12 protein-coding genes and 1 pseudogene are annotated in these 19020 nt (G+C 69.1%); 9 read left to right on the top strand and 4 right to left on the bottom strand.

The genetic code is table 11. The features are described from left to right. The 5 genes and pseudogenes from VFY73_RS27500 to glmU form a co-directional block, all read left to right on the top strand. Window positions 1–531 (top strand): annotated as a pseudogene (locus VFY73_RS27500) (FAD-dependent oxidoreductase); the annotation flags it as partial. Window positions 532–972: 441 nt separating this feature from the next. Next, window positions 973–1332 (top strand): dihydroneopterin aldolase, encoded by a 360-nt coding sequence (locus VFY73_RS27495; RefSeq protein WP_329724792.1) that lies wholly within the window; start codon window positions 973–975, stop codon window positions 1330–1332. 266 nt (window positions 1333–1598) lie between these two features. Beyond that, complete coding sequence (gene ttcA, locus VFY73_RS27490) at window positions 1599–2579, top strand: tRNA 2-thiocytidine(32) synthetase TtcA (protein ID WP_329724771.1); 981 nt, start codon at window positions 1599–1601, stop codon at window positions 2577–2579. A gap of 11 nt (window positions 2580–2590) precedes the next feature. Beyond that, a complete protein-coding gene (locus tag VFY73_RS27485) occupies window positions 2591–3217 on the top strand; it encodes a DUF4136 domain-containing protein (protein WP_329724770.1) in 627 nt (208 codons plus the stop codon). A 76-nt stretch (window positions 3218–3293) separates the two neighbouring features. Next, window positions 3294–4661, top strand: coding sequence for a bifunctional UDP-N-acetylglucosamine diphosphorylase/glucosamine-1-phosphate N-acetyltransferase GlmU (gene glmU, locus VFY73_RS27480; protein ID WP_329724769.1), 1368 nt, complete (start codon window positions 3294–3296; stop codon window positions 4659–4661). A gap of 95 nt (window positions 4662–4756) precedes the next feature. Here the strand turns inward: glmU and VFY73_RS27475 are convergent, their stop codons facing one another. Continuing rightward, window positions 4757–8422, bottom strand: coding sequence for a glycosyltransferase family 2 protein (locus VFY73_RS27475; RefSeq protein WP_329724768.1), 3666 nt, complete (start codon window positions 8420–8422; stop codon window positions 4757–4759). Window positions 8423–8611: 189 nt separating this feature from the next. Here VFY73_RS27475 and VFY73_RS27470 point away from each other — a divergent pair, with 189 nt between their 5' ends. Continuing rightward, window positions 8612–10498 (top strand): potassium transporter Kup, encoded by a 1887-nt coding sequence (locus VFY73_RS27470; protein ID WP_329724767.1) that lies wholly within the window; start codon window positions 8612–8614, stop codon window positions 10496–10498. 8 nt (window positions 10499–10506) lie between these two features. Here VFY73_RS27470 and VFY73_RS27465 read toward each other — a convergent pair whose 3' ends face one another. Beyond that, window positions 10507–11793, bottom strand: a complete 1287-nt coding sequence (locus tag VFY73_RS27465; protein ID WP_329724766.1) for a pitrilysin family protein — start codon at window positions 11791–11793, stop codon at window positions 10507–10509. A 54-nt stretch (window positions 11794–11847) separates the two neighbouring features. On the opposite strand from VFY73_RS27465, the gene VFY73_RS27460 reads away from it, so the two are divergent. The 3 genes from VFY73_RS27460 (at window position 11848) to VFY73_RS27450 (ending at window position 16600) form a co-directional block, all read left to right on the top strand. Next, entirely contained in the window at window positions 11848–13014 is a 1167-nt protein-coding gene (locus VFY73_RS27460) for a benzoate/H(+) symporter BenE family transporter (protein ID WP_329724765.1), read from the top strand. Between the two features lie 210 nt (window positions 13015–13224). Then, window positions 13225–15186 carry an aminotransferase class I/II-fold pyridoxal phosphate-dependent enzyme gene (locus tag VFY73_RS27455; protein ID WP_329724764.1) on the top strand — a complete coding sequence of 654 codons (1962 nt, stop codon included), beginning with the start codon at window positions 13225–13227 and terminating at the stop codon, window positions 15184–15186. A 232-nt stretch (window positions 15187–15418) separates the two neighbouring features. Next, window positions 15419–16600: a choice-of-anchor tandem repeat GloVer-containing protein gene (locus tag VFY73_RS27450; RefSeq protein WP_329724763.1), complete on the top strand. Its 1182-nt coding sequence runs from the start codon at window positions 15419–15421 to the stop codon at window positions 16598–16600. A gap of 53 nt (window positions 16601–16653) precedes the next feature. On the opposite strand, the gene VFY73_RS27445 is transcribed toward VFY73_RS27450, so the two are convergent. Both VFY73_RS27445 and VFY73_RS27440 read right to left on the bottom strand, forming a co-directional pair. Continuing rightward, window positions 16654–17460, bottom strand: a complete 807-nt coding sequence (locus VFY73_RS27445) for a hypothetical protein (RefSeq protein ID WP_329724762.1) — start codon at window positions 17458–17460, stop codon at window positions 16654–16656. Between the two features lie 25 nt (window positions 17461–17485). Beyond that, window positions 17486–18940: a PLP-dependent aminotransferase family protein gene (locus tag VFY73_RS27440; protein ID WP_329724761.1), complete on the bottom strand. Its 1455-nt coding sequence runs from the start codon at window positions 18938–18940 to the stop codon at window positions 17486–17488. Window positions 18941–19020: the final 80 nt, after the last annotated feature.

Raw genomic sequence — 19020 nt, 5'->3', positions numbered from 1 at the left:
ATGACTTCATCCACCCCGCTCGACTGTGTCGTGATCGGTGCCGGCCCGGCCGGTTGCAATGCTGCTTCGTGGGCGGCGCAGATGGGCCTACGCGTCGCGGTGGTCGAACAGGCGTCGGCGCCCTGCGCCACACTGGCCAGCCTCGATTTCGTGCAGGACTGGGTGCTGGGTCACCCGCGTACCACCTTGCGTGCCGTCGGCGAACAACTGGCTGCCCACACGCTCGGGCTGGCCGGGTTGCAGTGGCACCTGGGCCGCGCGGTCACCGGGTTGGTCCGGCAGGCATCGGGCTGGCAGGTGCAACTGGCCGACGGCGGCCTGCTCGACAGTGCGACGTTGCTGTTGGCGACCGGCGTGCGGCCCATTCGGCCGCCAGCCTATGGCGCCAGCCCCCAAGTGATGGACGCCCAGTCGCTCACCGCCCGCCGGGCCGAGTTGCCGCCCGGTCGCGTGCTGCTGCTGGGCGGCGGCGACAACGCGCTGGAGAACGCGGCCTACCTGGCCGGGCGCGGGCATGCGGTGACGATCTGGACACGCGGCGACTACCGCGGCCAGGCGACGCTGATCGCCGCGCTGGACCGCTGTCCGACGCTGGTGCAGCGCCTGCACACGGCCCTGCCGATAGCGCTGCGCGCACAGCCTGACGGCCGCATCGAGGCCGAATCGGTCGCTTTCGGCTGCGAGCAGTTTGATCACGCCGCGGTGCTGTTCGGCTACGAGCCAGAGCCCGCGCCATGGGGCTGGCTCACCAGCGCGTTGCAGGCGGCCGGCCAGCCGAGCCCGCGTCTGCCGCCCGGCCGGCCCGCCGAGGCGCTCGGCGTGTTCGTTGCCGGTGATGCCAGCGGGCGCTGGCATCCTTGCGTGCAGACCGCACTGGCCGATGGCGTCGCCGCAGCGCAGCAGGTTGCTGCGTATCTGCATCCAGCCGGTGCCAGCCTGGCGCACGCGGCGCCAAAGCCGCCGCCGTCGACGCTGAACAGCCAGATCCTGCACCTGAACGGCCTGCGCTTCGGCGCCAACCTCGGTGTGCTGGCTCATGAACGCGACGGGCCGCAGCCGATCCAGGTCGACGCCGAACTCAATCTCGGCCAGCAGCCGGCGCTGGCACGCGACGCCGACCTGGGCCATGTGCTGGACTACCGCAAGGTGCGCCAGATCATCATCGACGAGTGCACCACCGAGCACACCGACCTGCTCGAATCGCTGCTCGCCAAGCTGTGCGTGCGGCTGATGCGGCTGCCGGGTGTGCTCGGCGTGCGGATCAAGGTCGCCAAGCTGGAAATCTTCGACGACTGCGAAGTCGCCATCCGCTGTGAAGCAGGGTTGTGGTGAGCCCCCACACTCCCTGCCGGTCGCTGCCTTGCAGGCCGCGCCGAACCAGAGACTCGGCCCTTCGTCAGGCACGAACAGTCCTCAGGACTGTTCATGTCCGGCCTCAGCCCCCGAGGGGGCTCGCGCAGCGGACCGGCCGAGCCGGATCCGCGCACGCCACTTGGTGGGCGCCGGCTCCTGCGGAGCGCCTCGTGAGCGGCGTGGTGGAGCGTGGGGGAAAATAGCGGGTTGGCGGATCTGTGGGTCGGCCGCATGGATGGACTGAGATGAACGACATTGCCCGCCCCGAAACCACCGCGATTGACGCCACAGCTGCGGCTGCCGAGAAGAAGGCCGCCTTCGAGACGAACAAGTTGAGCAAGCGGCTGCACCGGCAGGTCGGCCAGGCGATCGCCGACTTCAACATGATCGAAGAAGGCGACAAGGTGATGGTCTGCCTGTCGGGCGGCAAGGACAGCTACTCACTGCTCGACATCCTGCTGAACCTGCAGCAGCGCGCGCCGATCCGTTTCGAGCTGATCGCCGTGAACCTCGACCAGAAGCAGCCGGGTTTCCCGGAAGAGATCCTGCCGAACTACCTGCGCTCGCGCGGCGTGCCGTTCCACATCGAGGAGCAGGACACCTACTCGATCGTCAAGAACATCATCCCCGAAGGCAAGACGATGTGCAGCCTGTGCTCGCGGCTGCGCCGGGGCATCCTGTACCGCGTTGCCAAGGAGCTGGGCGCGACCAAGATCGCGCTGGGCCACCACCGCGACGACATGGTCGTGACGCTGCTGATGAACATGTTCTTCGGCTCGCGCATGAAGGGCATGCCGCCGAAGCTGGTCAGCGACAACGGCGAGCACGTGGTGATCCGCCCGCTGGCCTACGTGGCCGAGACCGACCTGGAGAAGTGGTCGGCGCACCGCCAGTTCCCGATCATCCCGTGCAGCTTGTGCGGCAGCCAAGAGAACCTGCAGCGCGTGCAGATCAAGGCGATGATCCGCGACTGGGACAAGAAGTTTCCGGGCCGGATCGACAACATGTTCAGCGCGATGGGCAACATCACGCTGTCGCACATGATGGACCGCTCGCTCTACCCGTTCACGTCGATCCGGGCCACCGGTCAGCCCGACCCGACCGGTGACAAGGCCTTCGACGAAGACGAGGACGGCTGCGCCACCCCGGCCGTCAACTCGATTGAACCTCAGGTCGTTCAATGGGATCTGACCAACAAAACACGGGGTGGACCCGTCGTTTCTTGAGGAGTAAGTCGATGAACAGCCACCGCCGCATCGCCCTCCGCTGGACCGCCGTCGGCGCCGCCCTCGCGGCCGCCACGCTGGCCGGCTGTGCATCGTTCAAGACCCTCACCAGCGAAGTCAGCACTTTTGGCGAGTGGCCCACCGGTCGGCCCGCCGGCAGCTACGTGATCGAGCGCCTGCCCTCGCAACAGGCCGCCCCGGGCGGCCTGCAGGCGGATGTCGAGCAAGGCGCCCACCAGGCGCTGCAAATGGCCGGCTTCGTGCCCACCGCGGCAGGTGCCACGCCGGACGTGGTGGTGCAGATCGGCGCACGCATCACCCGCTACGACCGCTCGCCCTGGGACGACCCGTTGTGGTGGCGCCCCTATGGTTCGCGTTGGGCGGGCCCGGGCTGGCCCGGTGCCTGGGGGCCCTATGGGCCGTGGCGCTGGCGCAGCGAGCCCAGCGAATACCAGCGCGAAGTGGGCCTGTTGATCCGCGACAAGGCCTCGGGCCAGCCGCTGTACGAGGCCCGCGCCCGCACCGACGGCATCACCGCCGGTGGGCCGCCGGTGATCGCGGCGATGTTCTCGGCGGCGCTGAAGGACTTCCCGAAAGCGCGCAATGAGCCGCACGACGTCGATATTCAGCTGCCCTGAGCGGGCGGGATAATCCCGCCTTCATGCCAACGAGCCGGCGCGCGACGCCGGCTTGGCTTTTCTGGAGCACAGATCCATGGCGCTGAACGTCGTCATCATGGCCGCGGGCAAGGGCACCCGCATGCACTCGACCACCCCGAAGGTGCTGCACAAGCTGGCCGGCCGGCCGTTGCTGCAGCATGTGCTGGACCGCGTCGCGCCGCTGGCACCGCAACGCCAGGTGGTGGTCACCGGCCACGGCGCCGGGCAGGTGGAGCAGCTGGTGGGCGCCGCCGCCGTGTGTGTGCGCCAGGAGCCGCAACTGGGCACCGGCCATGCCGTGCAGCAGACCGCGCCGGCGCTGGACGACAACGCCGAGACCACGCTGATCCTGAACGGCGACGTGCCGTTGATCGGCAGCGACACCGCAGCCGCGCTGGCCTCGGCCTGCGGTGGCAAGAATCTCGCCCTGCTGACCGTGACACTGGCCGACGCCACCGGCTACGGCCGCATCGTGCGCCAAGGTGACGCAGTGCAGGCGATCGTCGAGCACAAGGATGCGACGCCCGAGCAGCGCACCATCCGCGAGGTCTACACCGGCATGATGGCCGCGCCGACCGCGCTGTTGAAACGCTGGGTGTCAGCGCTGAAGAACGACAACGCACAGCGGGAGTTCTACCTGACCGACATCGTCGCGATGGCGGTGGCCGATGGCGTGCCGGTGGTTGCCACCTCGGCGCACGACGAGACCGAAGTGCTGGGCGTCAACAGCCCCGCCCAGCTGGCCGACCTGGAGCGCCGGTTGCAGCGCCGCCAGGCCGACGCGCTGATGACCGCCGGCCTGCGCCTGGCGGACCCGGCCCGCTTCGACCTGCGCGGCACGCTCAAGCATGGCCGCGACGTCGAGATCGACGTCAACTGCGTCTTCGAAGGTGAAGTCGAGCTGGGCGACGAGGTTCGCATCGGTGCGAACTGCGTCATCCGCAATGCACGCATCGCCGCTGGCGCGGTGATCCACCCGTTCACCCACATCGACGGCGAGGCGCTGGGCGTGCAGGTCGGCGCCGGTGCGCTGATCGGCCCATTCGCGCGGCTGCGGCCCGGCGCGGTGCTGGGCGACGAAGTGCACATCGGCAACTTCGTCGAGGTCAAGAACTCGACGCTGGCCAGGGGCGCCAAGGCCAATCACCTGGCCTACCTGGGTGACGCCACCGTCGGCGAACGCGTCAACTACGGCGCAGGCGCGATCACCGCCAACTATGACGGGGCCAACAAGCACCGCACGGTGATCGGCAACGATGTGCACGTCGGCAGCAACTGCGTGCTGGTCGCGCCGATCACATTGGGTGACGGCGCGACGATCGGCGGTGGCTCGACGATCGCGAAGGACGCGCCAGCCGGCCAGCTGACGGTCGCGCGCGCCAGGCAGGTCAGCCTGGCCGGCTGGCAGCGGCCGAAAAAGTAGGCACCCGGCGACGGAATACCGTCGCCACCCTCCAAGAGGGCGGGCGGCCGCCTTGGGAGCAGCCAGGCGACGGCCGCGCCATCCGCTGGCCATCGTCAGGCCACCAACGCGCGCGCCAGCAGTTCCGGCTGGCCGGCCAACTCGATCGGCAGGTAGACCGCCGGCGCCTTGGCTTCCTTCAGGCGTCGCGCCTGGGCACCGAGGTTGAACACCGCGATGGGCCGGCCCGACTCGGCGGCCGCCGTCAGCACATAGCAGAAGGTTTCGGGCCAGACCGAGGGCAGCAGGATCATGTCCGGCGCCAGCTCGGCGATGCGGCCGGGCAGCGCCTTGTCCTCGTAGCGGCCCAGCACCTGCACGCCGGCCGCGCGCAGCGCTGCGTCGTCGGACGAGTGGCCAAGCAGCGTGAAGCGCAGGCCCAACTCGGCCGCGGCACGGCTGCGCGCCAGGCCCAGCAGCACGTTCAGCCCCTTGATCGGGCTCAGCGCCCCCACCACCAGGAGCTTCCGCACCGTTCCGCGCGGCAGCGGGTTGGCCGGCAGGTGCAGCGGTTCGTGCGGTTGCACCCGAACGCGCACCGCGGGGAAGTAGTTCGACAGCCGCGCCGCGACATCCTCGTCCGGCACGATGACCTGCTGCGCCCGCGTCAGCAGCTGCGAATGGGCAGCACGCCAGGCCCCGATGCGGCCGGCCGCCCGGCCCTCGTCGTCACGCTGCAGACAACGGTCGCAGGTGTCGCGGTCCGGCTCGCCGCAGTAGCGGCCGCTCGCGTCGACCAGGTTGATGCGCGGACAGATCAGGTGGTAGTCGTGCACCGTCACCGACAGCGGCACGTCAAGCGCCTTGCACAGCCCCGGCAGCAGTTCGCGCAGCACCGGCGGATGATCGACCAGGTGGTGCAGCTGCACCTCGCGCAGATCGAGCGCTGCCAGCACGTCCAGCAGCGCCTGCGCCGGGTGGCGCGGCCCGTAGCGGCCATCGGTGAGCAACGGCACCGCCTGCAGCGCCGGCAGGTCGAGCGTGCCGGCCAGGCCGCCGGTGGCGCCGAGCGCGACGCAGCCGGGCCGGCGCGACGGGTGCATCGTCACCACGCCAAGGCCGCGTTCGGCGCGCAGCCGCGCAGCCTCTTCGGCCTCGTGGCGGGCCGTGCCGCCGCCGCGGGCGTGGTTGACCATCAGCACCAGGCCACCACCGATGGCGACCTCGGTCGCACGCTTCAGGCGTGCCGCATCCAGCCGCGCGCGTTCAGGCAGCAGCGGATCATGGGCGATCCAGTCGTCGATGCGTTGCTGGTAGTCCGGGTGGCGCTGCAACAGCGTCGCGATGCCAGCCCGCGTGCGCGCACTGGCCTCGGCGCTGAAGCTGACCGAGCCCTGGTGCAGCACGTAGACGTCGCTGGCCACCAACTGCACCCAGCCGGCCGCGTTGGCACGCATGCACCAGTCGTTCTCTTCACCGTAGCCGCGGCCGAAACGCTCGACGTCGAGCAGGCCGACGGCGTCCAGCGCCGAGCGCCGCATCCACATGCAAAAGCCGACCCCGGTCGGCACCTCGACATGGCGGCCGCGGTTGACCGTCGCGGCCAGGGCGTCCAGCGCCCCATCGTCCAGCTCCAGCCGTTCCCAGTTGCTGTGGAGCATGCGCGGGTAGCTGCAGACCGTCGCGTTGTTCGACAGCGGCGTGATCGAGGCCGCGCGCGGCTCTGCCTCGCCATGCGCGACCAGCCGGTCCAGCCAGCCCGGGTGGACGCGGGTGTCGGAGTTCAGGATCACGACGTCGCGGTCCCAATGCAGCTTCAGGCCTTTGTTGACGGTGGCGACGAATCCGCGGTTGCGCTCGTTGACCATCAGGTGGATCAGGCCCAGCGCCGCCAGCTCACGCAAATGGGCCGACAAGGCCGGCTCGGGGCTGCAGTCGTCGATCACCACCAGTTGGTACGGCGTGTCGACCCACGACGACAACACGCTCCACAAGCAACGCAACGTCTCCTGGGCGCCAGCGTAGACCGGCACGATCACGTCGACCCGGGGCTGCGCCGCAGGCTGCGGCAGGTTGCGCCAGGCGTTCAGCTCGAGGTAATCGCGCCCATCGAGCCGCGACGGCACGGCCCACGGCAAGCGGCCGGGTTCGTTCGGTTGGGCATCGGCCGGCAGGCCGTCGAGCAAGAAGCGCTGCAGCGGGTCGACCGTTGCCGCCACCTCGCCGCCCCGCACGTGCGACAACCGCTGCAGCAAGCCCTGCCGCGTGCCGGTGGTCGGCTCGAAGCGGGCCGCGGGCCGGCGGCGCTCTTTCCAGCCCCAGTTGACGAAGTGGATCAGCGGGTCGGCGCCCGAGCCGCGCACGTCGGCGTTGGTGCTTAGGTAGTAGGCTGCGTCGAACCAGGCACATGGCGACAGCCCTTGGTGCCGACCGACCAGGCCATAGTGCAGCAGGCGATTGATGCCGGGGTGGCGTCGGCCCTTCAGCTGGCCGGTGTAGTGACGCGCATCGAACAGGGCCATCGGCACCAGTGAGCGGGCATCACCCTGCTCGACGTAGTGCCGCAGCGCCGGCATGCCGCCACGCTCGGCAGGGCTGATCTGCTCGTCGTAGCAGGCCTTGTCGAACAGGCCCAACGCATGGGTCAGCGTCAGCTCCAGCCGCTTGGCCAGGCCGGCAGTCCCGGGCCTGCTTTGCAAGCGCGTCAGCAGCCTGAACGCTCGATCGGCGTTGGCCGCCTTCTGCAGCCAGCGGCCGAGGCGACCACGCGGTGCAATGCGAAACGGATGGCGCAAGCGCTCGGCCGGCGCGACCAGCAAGCGCGGATCTTGGTCCAACCAGGCACCGGCGCCGACCGATTCGGCCAGCACCGCCAACGCCTGGCGCGCCGTATCGTCGATGTCGCCCAGCCCGCCCGCCCAGGCCAGATGCTCCATCGCCAGCAGCGCCAGGTGGCTCCGCTGCAGCGGGTCGGGCCAGGCCAGCGCCTCGTCCAGACGGGCCGGCAGTTCCGAGCGCTTCAGGCGCCATTCCGGCCCCAGCGGGCCGCCGCGGCCTTCGAGCTGCAACACCAGTTCGTCGGCACCGGATGGCTGGTCGCCCCACAGACTGCCGGGCACTTCGAGCAGGAACCCGACCTCGTCATGCGGCAATTTCAGCGATGACGACACGTCGCCGCGTGAAACGCGCCGCACCGGCACCTCGTAGCGGCGGTCGCCGCAGCGCAGGCGCAGCGGCTCGCGCGCTTCAGGCGAGTCAGCCAACCAGCCGCCCAATGCCAAGCCCTGCCAGCCTTCGACGTTGCACGACACGGGTGCGGGCGGCGGGGCCTTCGGCACCGCGCCGCCATCGCCCCACAGCACGGCCTGTTCAAGGTGCGGTGCCAGCGCAGCCTGCTCGGCCTGGGCTCGCTGCACGTCCGGGCTTTGGGCCAGCGTCGCCATCCAGCTGCGCAAGCCCGCGGCGGTGGGTTGAGCGGGCGACTTGACGATCGCACCGTTTTCGCCGATGCGAACGCCCAGCGCCGCGCCGGCCTGGCCCAGCGCCGGCCAGATGGACAGGGGCAGGTCGATCTCGAAGCCGAGCGCCAGCGCCTCGCCGGCACCGACGGCCCGGCAGACATCCATCCGCTGCTGGCGGCGCACCGGCGCCGCAAACGTCTGCTCACCACAGACCAGGTACAGGGCCTCCTGCCCGGGCGCCTGCGGGTCGAAGGCCCAACCAACCACGGCGATGCCCGACAGGCGCTCGACCACCAACCGGGCAGGGGTTGGGGCAGCCATCGGAAGCTCGAGGTCGACGAGGGTCGAGGCGGTGTCGGAAGAGGAGGCAGATGCGTCGGCGGGCATGACACTCGGGGGCGCAACAGTGCGACTGAGACAGGGTCTTCGATTTTCGATGATTTCGACCCCAAGGCCGCAGCGCGCACAATACGAGCCTCAGCGGCCGCGCCGCGCCCCCCTAGATTGCATTTGAGTTCCTCGCATTCAGCCAACCGCTCGCTGCCGGCGCTGGCCTCATTGACGCTGGCTGCGTTGGGCGTCGTGTACGGCGACATCGGCACCAGCCCGCTGTACGCGCTGAAGGAGGTGTTCCACGCGGGGCACGTCGCAGCGACGCCGGTCAACATCCTCGGTGTGCTCAGCCTGATCTTCTGGACGATGACGATCATCGTCTCGTTGAAGTATGTGCTGCTGATCCTGCGCGCCGACAACAACGGCGAAGGCGGGCTGATCGCGATGCTGGCGCTGGCCACCACCGCGGTGAAGGAGCGGCCGACGCTGCGCCGCACGCTGATGGTCGTCGGCCTGTTCGGCACCGCGATCTTCTATGGCGACGGCGTCATCACGCCGGCCATCTCGGTGCTGTCGGCGGTCGAGGGGCTGCAGGTCATCGCCCCCGGGATGCACGAATGGGTGATCCCGATCACGCTGGTGGTGCTGACCGCGCTGTTCTCGGTGCAGCGTTTCGGCACCGGTGGCATCGGCAAGTTTTTCGGCCCGATCACCCTCGTCTGGTTCATCGCGCTGGTCGCGCTCGGGCTGCCGCACGTGATGGCCAACCCAGCCGTGCTGGTTGCGCTGAACCCACAGTACGCGATCGGCTTCTTTGCCGCGCACCCGACGGTGGCTTTCGTGGCCCTCGGCGCGGTGGTGTTGTGCGTGACCGGCGGCGAAGCGCTGTATGCCGACATGGGCCACTTCGGCCGCCGGCCGATCCGCATCGCCTGGTACGCGATAGTGATGCCGGCGCTGGTCATCAACTACTTCGGCCAGGGCGCGTTGCTCCTGGGCAGCCCGGACGCGGTCGTGAACCCGTTCTACCTGATGGCGCCCGAGTCGATGCGCCTGCCGCTGGTGGTGCTGGCCACCGCGGCGACGGTGATTGCTTCACAAGCGCTGATCTCGGCCGCTTTCTCGGTCACCAAACAGGCGATCCAGCTCGGCATCCTGCCGCGCATGAGCGTGCGCCACACCTCGGTGCGCGACACCGGCCAGATCTACGTGCCCTTCATCAACTGGGGCCTGTATGTCTTCATCGTGCTGGCCGTGGCGCTGTTCAAGAGTTCGTCGAGCCTGGCGTCGGCCTACGGCATCGCGGTGACGCTGGACATGACGATCACGACGGTGATGACGTTCTACGTCATCCGCTACGGCTGGAAGTACCCGCTCGCGTTGTGCCTGCTGGCGACCGGTTTCTTCTTCGTCATCGACATCACCTTCTTCCTGTCGAACACGCTGAAGCTGCTGGCCGGCGGCTGGTTCCCGCTGGTCATCGGTGCCGGCATGTTCCTGCTGATGCTGACCTGGAAACAGGGCCGCGCGATCATGCACGAGCGGGTGCGCAACGAAGCGATCGAGCTGAGCAGCTTCCTCGAAGCGGTGTTCGTCAGTCCACCGGTGCGCGTGCCGGGGACTGCGGTGTTCCTGGTCGCCGAAGAGGGACTGGCGCCGAACGCGCTGATGCACAACCTGAAACACAACAAGGTGCTGCACGAGCACAACCTGTTCGTGCACGTGAAGCACCACGAGGTGCCGTGGATCGGTTTCGACAAGCGGCTGGCGCTCGAATCGCTGGGCCACGACTGCTGGCAGATCACGCTGAACTTCGGCTTCAAGAACGACCCCGACGTGCCCGAGGCGCTGCGCCTGCTCGAAGGCCGCGGCGTGCCGCTGGAGGAGATGGAGACCAGCTACTTCCTCAGCCGCGACACGGTGATCCCGACCTTCGGCGACGGCATGGCGATGTGGCGCGAAAAACTCTTCGCCAGCATGCACCGCAACGCCGCCGACATGGCCGATTTCCTGGCCCTGCCGTCGAACCGAATCGTCGAGCTGGGCGCGAAGGTCGAGATCTGACGCTCGCGTCAGCCGTCGGCCAACGCGTGCAGCCGGTCGGCTGCCGACTTGGGCAACCGGCCTGCCGCACCAATGGCCACCGGCCCGACGAGTAGTTCAGCGAACACCGCGCGCAGTTGCCGCGGCGTCACCGCCTGCAGCGCATCGCGACGCTCGGCGCGTGAGCGCACGCGACCGAACGCGAACAGGTCCAGTACCGCTTCCTCCAGCCGGCGCGACGGCTTCTCCCAGGCCTGCAGACGCCGCACCGCGATCTGGTTGCGCGCGCGCTCGAGTTGCAGCGGCTCGATCCTGCCGGCCTGCGCCTGCAGCAGACGCACCACTTCATCGGCAAAGGGCGGGATGTTGGCCGGCGCCATCGAGGCTTCGATGACGAACTGGCCCGCCAGATCGTCGAGATCCGCCGAGCAGGCGGCGTAGTAAACGAGCCCCTGCCGCTCGCGCAGGCTGTCCATCAACGGCGAACTCATGCCTTCGCCCAGCAGCGCAGCCGCGAGCTGGTGCACCGCATGGCGCGGCTCGGTGAGCGGCGGCGCCGGATATCCCAGCACGACATGGGTCTGGCTGTGGCCGGCCAGCCGACGCAACCCGATGCCGCCTTCGAACGATGGGGCGTCGGTGCAATTGGGCTCGCCCTGCGGCAAGCCACCGAGCGCCGCCTCCGCCTCACGCATGATCGCCCGCACATCGATCCGGCCGGCGGCCGCCACCACGATGTTGCAGCCGGTGTACTGCCGCGCGACATACGCCTGCAACTGTTCGCGGGTGAAGGCCTCGATGTTGCGCCGCCGCCCGATCACCGGCTGGGCCTGCGGGTGGGCACCATAACAGGCGTGGTCGAACAAGCGGAACGCCGTGTCGAACGCATCGTCCTCGGTCTCGGCGAACTCCTGCAGGATCACCTGGCGCTCGCGCTCCAGCTCGTCGGCCGGGAAACTCGAGTCGCGCACGATCTCGCCCAGCATGCGCAGGAACAGCGGTGCATGCTCGGCCAGACCACGCATGTGGTAAGCCGTGTGGTCTTTGTCGGTGTGGGCATTGACCTCGGCACCGAGCCGTTCGGCGTCGAGGTTGATCTGCTGGCAGTTGCGGGAATGCGTGCCCTTGAACGCCATGTGTTCGGCCATGTGGCTGATGCCGTTCAGGCGCCGGCTTTCGTTGCGGCTGCCGGTGCGCACGAAGATGCTGACGCTGGCGCTTTCCAGCCGCGGCAGATTGATGGTCAGCACACGCACGCCGTTGGGCAGGGCGGCGACGCGGGTGTCGGGGTCGGATGTGGGGTGGTTCATCGTCATCGGAATGTCCCGCCAGCTTAAGCCCTCGGCGCGGCACGGCTATGCTCGCCGCCCATGCTGAAGCCCAATCCCTTGCGTGACCTGTCCCTGTCGGCGGTGGTAGCCGGTTTCGTCGCCGTGCTGGTCGGCTTCACCAGCTCGGTGGCGATCGTCTTCGCCGCGGCGCAGGCGCTGGGCGCCAACAGCGCCGAAACCGCCTCGTGGATCTGGGCACTCGGGCTGGGCATGGGGCTGACCAGCCTCGGGCTGTCGCTGTACTACCGATTGCCGGTGCTGACGGCCTGGTCGACGCCCGGCGCTGCGTTGATCGCGGCGTCGCACGGCCTGTCGCTACCCGAAGCCACCGGCGCCTTCATCGCCTGTGCGGTGCTGATCACGGTCGCGGGCTACTCGGGCCTGTTCGAGCGGGTGATGGGCCGCATCCCGATGGCGATCGCCGCCGCGCTGCTGGCCGGCGTGCTGGCCCGCTTCGCGCTGGACGCGGTGCTGGCCACCCGCAGCGCTCCACTGCTGGTGATCGTGATGACGCTGGCCTACCTGGCCGGACGGCGCTGGTGGCCGCGTTATGCCGTGCCTGGCGTGCTGCTGGCCGGCATCGTCATCGCGTTGATGCAGGGCCAGGTCCACCTGGCCGGCGTGGCCCTCGAATGGACGCGGCCAGTGTTCACGATGCCGGTCTTCAGCGTCGGCGCGCTGGTCGGCATCGGGCTACCGCTGTTCGTCGTCACGATGGCCTCGCAGAACCTGCCCGGCGTTGCGGCGCAGCGCGCGTCGGGCTACCAGACGCCGGTGTCGCCGGTGGTCGGCGCGACCGGGCTGGCCAGCCTGGTGTTCGCACCTTTCGGCGGTTATGCCTTCAACCTGGCGGCGATCACCGCGGCGATCTGCATGGGCCGCGAGGCGCACGAAGACCCGACAAAGCGCTACACCGCATCGGCCATGGCCGGCGTGTTCTACATCGCCCTCGGCCTGTCCGGGGGCGCCGTGGCCGGGCTGCTGCAGGCGTTTCCGCGCGAGTTGGTGGCCGCCGTCGCCGGGCTGGCGCTGCTCGGCACGATCGCCGGCGGCCTGGCCACCGCGTTGAAAGACGAGCACCACCGCGACGCCGCGCTGCTGACCTTCGTCGTCACGTTGTCGGGCCTGACGATCGCCGGCATCGGCTCAGCGTTTTGGGGCGTGGTGGCCGGCGGTGTGGCGCTTGGCTTCCAGAATCGGCGCTGAACCAACGCCACCGTCTTGGTGGTCTCATCGTTCGCCCTGAAAGCAGGCGCGCCCGAGGCCATCAGCAGCATCTGGCAGGTGGCAGGGAACGGTCGTGCGCGTGAACAAGACACGGCAGGATCAGGGCCGAACCGAATATTCTTCGGCGTTCAGGTGCCTACACTGTCGGGTTTTGCGCCTTCCGGGCGCAGCCGACGAGGAGTGCCCATCATGAACCCTGCCACCCACGTGCTGGTCGTCAGCGCCGACGAAGAATGGCGCTCCGAGGTTGTGCAGGGCTTGAACCAGGCCGCCGGGCGGTTGGACAACCCGTTCGGCCTGATGGCGGTCGGCTGCCCCTGCGGAGACGCCGCCGTGGACGCGGTGCTGGCCACTGCACCGACCCAGGCCGATCTGCAGGTCGTCGTGATCGACCACGGCCCGCGTGGCGCCGGCGCGCGCGGCAACCCCGCCGTCACCACCGCCCAGCGCATCATCGAGGCGCGGCCCGAGCTGTCGTTGTACATGGTGCTGGAAGACGATGCCGACAAGCTGCTGGTCGAGCAACTGGCCAGCGACGCGGTCGATGGCTACTTCTTCCGCGGCGAGCACGACTTCAACGGCTGGTTCCGCATCGTCGCCGCCGAGATCGCCGAAAAGGCCGAGACGCCGTTCTACAACGCGCTGCGCGAATACGTCGCCCAGGCCAAGGACAGCTGGCACACGCCTGGCCACGGCGGCGGCGACTCGTTCAAGGGCAGCCCCTGGGTCGGTGATTTCTACGATTTCGTCGGTGAGCAGATGCTGCGTGCCGACCTCTCCGTCAGCGTGCCGGAGCTCGACTCGCTGCTGCACCCGATGGGCGTCATCGCCCAGGCGCAGAAGCTGGCCGCCAAGGCCTTCGGCGCGCGCAAGACCTATTTCGCGACCAACGGCACCTCGACCGCCAACAAGGTCATCTTCCAGACGCTGCTGGCGCCGGGCGACAAGCTGCTGCTGGACCGCAACTGCCACAAGTCGGTCCACCACGGCGTGATCCTGTCGGGCGCGCGGCCGGTGTACCTGGACTCGTCCGTCAACCGCCACTACGGCATCTTCGGCCCGGTGCCGAAGGCCACGCTGGCCGCCGCGATCGAGGCGCATCCGGATGCCAAGGTGCTGATCCTGACCAGCTGCACCTACGACGGCCTGCGCTACGACCTGAAGCCGATCATCGCGATGGCCCATGCCGCCGGCATCAAGGTCATCATCGACGAGGCCTGGTTCGGCCACGCGCGCTTCCACCCCGAGCTGCGGCCGACCGCGCTCGAATGCGGCGCCGACTACGCGACGCAGAGCACGCACAAGATCCTGTCGGCCTTCTCGCAGGCCAGCATGGTGCACGTCAACGACCCCGCGTTCGACGACCACCTGTTCCGCGAGAACTTCAACATGCACGCGTCGACCAGCCCGCAGTACAACCTGATCGCGAGCCTCGACGTGGCGCGCAAGCAGGCCGTGCTCGAGGGTTACCGCCTGCTGGACCGCTCACTGAAATTCGCGCACGAACTGCGCGAGAAGATCAACGCGACCGGCGCGTTCCGCGTGCTGGAGCTGGAAGACCTGCTGCCGGAAGAGGTCAAGGGCGACGGCATCCGGCTCGACCCGACCAAGCTGACGATCGACATCTCGCAAAGCGGCTACTCGGCCGATGAGCTGCGCGACGAACTGATCGGCCGCTACAACATCCAGGTCGAGAAGAACACGCACAACACGCTCACACTCCTGCTGACGATCGGCACGACGCGCAGCAAGGTCAGCCGCCTGTTCGACGCAATGCTGCGCCTGGCGAAGGAAAAGCGCGCCCCGCGCGCCTACGCCCGTGTTCCCGAGGCGCCCCGCTTCACCGAACTGGCTTGCCTGCCGCGCGATGCGTTCTACGAAGCCGGCGAGCGCCTGCCGCTGCTGGACGAACAGGGCCAGCCGAACGCGCAGCTGACCGGCCGCGTCTGCTGCGACCAGATCGTGCCGTACCCGCCGGGCATCCCGGTGCTGGTGCCGGGCCAGGTGATCGAGGCCAACATCGTGTCCTACCTCGTTCGCCTGCTGCAGACGCAGAAGTCGATCGACCTGCACGGGCTCGCGCTGGTCGATGGTGAGCTGCACCTGCGGGTGCTCAGCGAGGCCGAGCGGGCGGCACTGCCGGCGCGCTGAGCGGGCGACGGCGCGTCACTGGTTCGGCCGGATCCTGTACTCGGCCACGCCGCCGCAGATCGGCTTGTCGTCGCAGCGCGGGGTGGTCACGCCATCCCGCACGCAGCGCATCTTCCCGCTGGCCACCATCCCCAGAACGACAGGGGCCTAGTGGCATAACGGCACCAGTCAGCGGTTGCCGGAAGGGCCCGCCGTGCTGATACTGGGCTACTTCTCCTTCCAGGATCGATCGATGTCCGTTCTGACCTCCTCGTCGCCGCGCCGAGCCGCACGGCCTGCCCAGTTTTTCCGCCTGGCCGTCACCGTGGCGGCGCTGGGCTGCAGTGCCCTGGCGAATGCCGCCAGCGTCACGCCGACCGTGCACTACAAGTTCCCGTTCGCCTACCAGAACAGCTATGCCACGGGCCGGCTGGCGCAGGGGGGCGACGGACAGATCTTCATCGCCACGCACGAGTCCCTGTACCTGTCATGTGGTTCGTTGCTGGCGTTGAACCCGGCCAGCGGCGTGGTCAGCAAGGTCGTGCTGGACCGCAACACCCTGGGCTGCAAGCCGAGTGAGACGCTGAATGTCGACGCGCAGGGCACGCTGTGGGGCAGCCTGTCCTCCAAGGGACCCGGCAGGCGCGGCAGCCTGTTTCGCATCCCCGCTGGCGGCTCGCCGACGTTGGCGCATGCATACACCAAGAGCGAAGGTTATGCCGGCACGACGGCGCCGGTACCGTGGGCCGACGGCAGCCTCAGGTCCGTGCGCGTCTACACCGCGCAGGGCTCCTCAGGCCAGTTCGAGCGCAATGCGGCACCCGCCTATCAGCCCGAACTCTTCCGCATGGTGACGGCCGAAGATGGCATCACCAGCCCCCACACGCTGGCCAGCCGAGGCGACGGCTACCTTTACGGTCTGGCCATCAACACCCAGGGCGAACAGCTGTCGTCGATGTTCCGCGTGAACGACGCGGGGGACCTGAAGGTGCTGGTGAAGTTCTACCCGTACGGCCTGGTCAACCCTGACCTGGTCGACGGCCGTGACGGCTACTTCTACCTGACGATCAACAGCGGCGACAGCGCAGCCCACGGCAGCGTGCTGCGTGTCAGCCCCGAAGGCAACACCACCGTGCTGCACCTGTTCAACGGCGCCGACGGCTCCCACCCGACGAGCGCACCGATCCGCGCCAAGGACGGCTGGCTGTATGGCACTTGCGCCACGGGTGGCACCCATGGCCAAGGCGTCATCTTCCGCATGCAACCCGACGGCGGAAGCTATGAGGTGCTGTACCACTTCGATGGCGGAGCCCGCGGTGGTTGGCCGCGCTCCGGCCTGCTGCAGGCCAGCGACGGGCGCCTGTATGGCCGTGCCATCGGCGGCGGCACGCACGGCAGTGGCGTGGTCTTCAGCTTCAACCCGCCAGCGCCCTGAAGCGACGCTGAACCGGGGCGCAGCACCGGCCGCCGCCAGGCGGCCGGACAGGGTCAGGGCAGGCCGGCCCAGGCCGTCAAGCGCTCGTCGGTCACGTCGCGGCCGATGCCCGTTTCGGAGGGCTGGTCCATCCGTCGCCGCACGATACCCAGCGACGGGGCGTACCAGACCGTCTGGGTCGAGGTGACGGTGGGCAGCGTCTGACCGTCCTTCGACAGCACCACGCGTGCCGCAGTGATGCGGTCGATGCGCACCGCTTGCTGGGTCGGTGGCCCGTTCAGGTCCACCTCTTCGGTGCCGATGACACGGCTGTAGGTGGCCAGGTCGAGGGCCTCGGCGCGGCCATCGCCGTCGACGTCCGGCAACATGTTCGACAAGCGTTGGTCGATCGCGACGATCTGGTCGTTCACGCGCACCGGCGAACGCAGCTCGATCACGTTGGCGAGGTCGACGATGCCATCGCCGTTGGCGTCGATCGGATCGGGCTGGATGATGTTGCCGTTCACCGCAGTGATGTGCACGCTGCCGGCGCCGCCATCGAAGGTGTTGGTGCCCGACTCGGTCACGCCAGGCGTCGCGCTGGTGTGGGTCACGGCGTTGGTGTACGAGTCGCCGTCGGGCGCAATGCCGGCGTACTGCCAGCTGGCGCCGACCACCAGCGGCCGCAGCACGGTGGCATCGTTGAACAGCGTGGCGCCGAGGGCCGGCGCCGTGGGCACCAGGCCGGTGGGCCCTCCCGAATCGTCGTCGGTGTTGCTGCCGCCGCAGCCGGCCAGCGCCAGCGTGATCAGCGTCGTGGCCACAGCCGTGCGGGCCAGCGTTCGCTTCGATTTGCCCGTCGAGGGCTGGAAGGGGGTCATGGTCATCTCCCGTGCGTCGATGAATTCACTGTACCTGCTGCTTCGACGAGGCCCGGCATGCGGCGTCCAGTGCCTGCCAGAAGCGCGCGTCCTGCGAGGTCGCGAAGTTGATCCGCATCAGCGTGCTCGGCCGGCGCGTGGCGTGGAACAGGTGACCCGGCGCGAGCAGCCAGCCCTGGTCGAGCAGCGTCTGCGCCAGCGCTTCGGTGTCGACCCCCGTGTCGACCCAGCCGAACAGGCCTTGCGGCGGTGCCACGAAGCGGCAGCCGTGGGCCAGTGCGAGCTGCACGCTGCGGTGGCGCGCCGCATCGAGCCGCGTCGTGACCCGCTCGGCATGGCGGCGCAGGCTGCCTTGCTCCAGGCAATGCGCGACCGCCTGCTCGAGCACCGCCGGCGTCGTCAACGTCGACAGCAGCTTCACGTCGATCAGACGCTCGACCAGCGATGGCGGCGCGGCAACGTAGCCGACACGCCAACTCGGTGTCAGGATCTTCGAGAAGCCGCTGACGTACAACGTCCGCTGCAGGCCGTCCAGCGCGGCCAGCCGCGGCAGGTGGTTCGGCGCCAGGTGGGCGTAGGTGTCGTCCTCGACGATGCGAAAGTCGTGCGCCTCGGCAAGCTTGAGCACCTGGTGCGCGTCGGCCAGGCTCAGTGAATGGCCGGTCGGGTTGTGCAGCACCGACACCGTCACGTACATCCGCGGCCGGTGCTCGCGCGCCAGCGTCGCCATCACGTTCAGGTCCGGCCCGTCGGCACCGCGCGGCACCGGCAGCAGGCGCATGCCCAGCTGTGTCAGCCGGGCGTATTCGACCGCCCATCCGGGCTCGTCGACCAGCACCGCGTCACCTGGCGACAGCAACGCCCGCGAAACGATGTCCAGCGCATGGGTGGCGCCCGTGGCGGTGACGATCTGCGAAGCCTGGGCCCGCACGCCGAAGTCGGTCAGCTTGGTCGCCAGGGCCTCGCGCAGCCGGCTGTCGCCGGCGGGTTGGCCGTACTGCAGCGCCAGCGCCGAATCGCCGTGCGTCAGCACGCGGCGCAGCGCGCTGGCCAGCAGCGGCAGGTCCAGCCAGTCGGGCGGCAGCGTGCCCAGGCCGGGCGCAGGCAGGTGGCTGACGCCATGGAACATGCCGCGGATCAACGCCGTCGCATCGACCGGCGCGACGCGAACCGGCGACGTGGCCTCGGCCGCCAACGTGGGACCGGACGTGGCGCCGTACGGGCCGCGCCCGCCTTCACGGACGAAGAACCCCCGCTGGCGCCGTGCTTCGACCAAGCCCTGCGCCAGCAACTGGTCGTAGGCCGCCACCACGGTGTGCGGGCTGACGCCATGGCGGCGCGCACAGTCGCGCACCGACGGCAGGCGTGCGCCCGGCGCCAACAGCCGCTGGCGGATGCGCTCGGCAAACTGGCCGGCCAACTGCTCGGTCAGCGTGGCGCCCGCGGTGCGGGTCAGGGCGAAGGCGTCGGGAGCGTTCATGGCGCGGTCTGTGTCGGCAGCTGCAGCAATACAGTTTGGCGAACTGCGCCGCCTGACTGTATCGGCACTGTACCGGTCGG

Source organism: Ideonella sp., from assembly GCF_036277275.1.
Lineage (GTDB): Bacteria > Pseudomonadota > Gammaproteobacteria > Burkholderiales > Burkholderiaceae_C > Ideonella.
The sequence above is the reverse complement of the archived record's forward strand: the minus strand, read 5'-3'. Positions and strand labels throughout refer to the sequence as shown.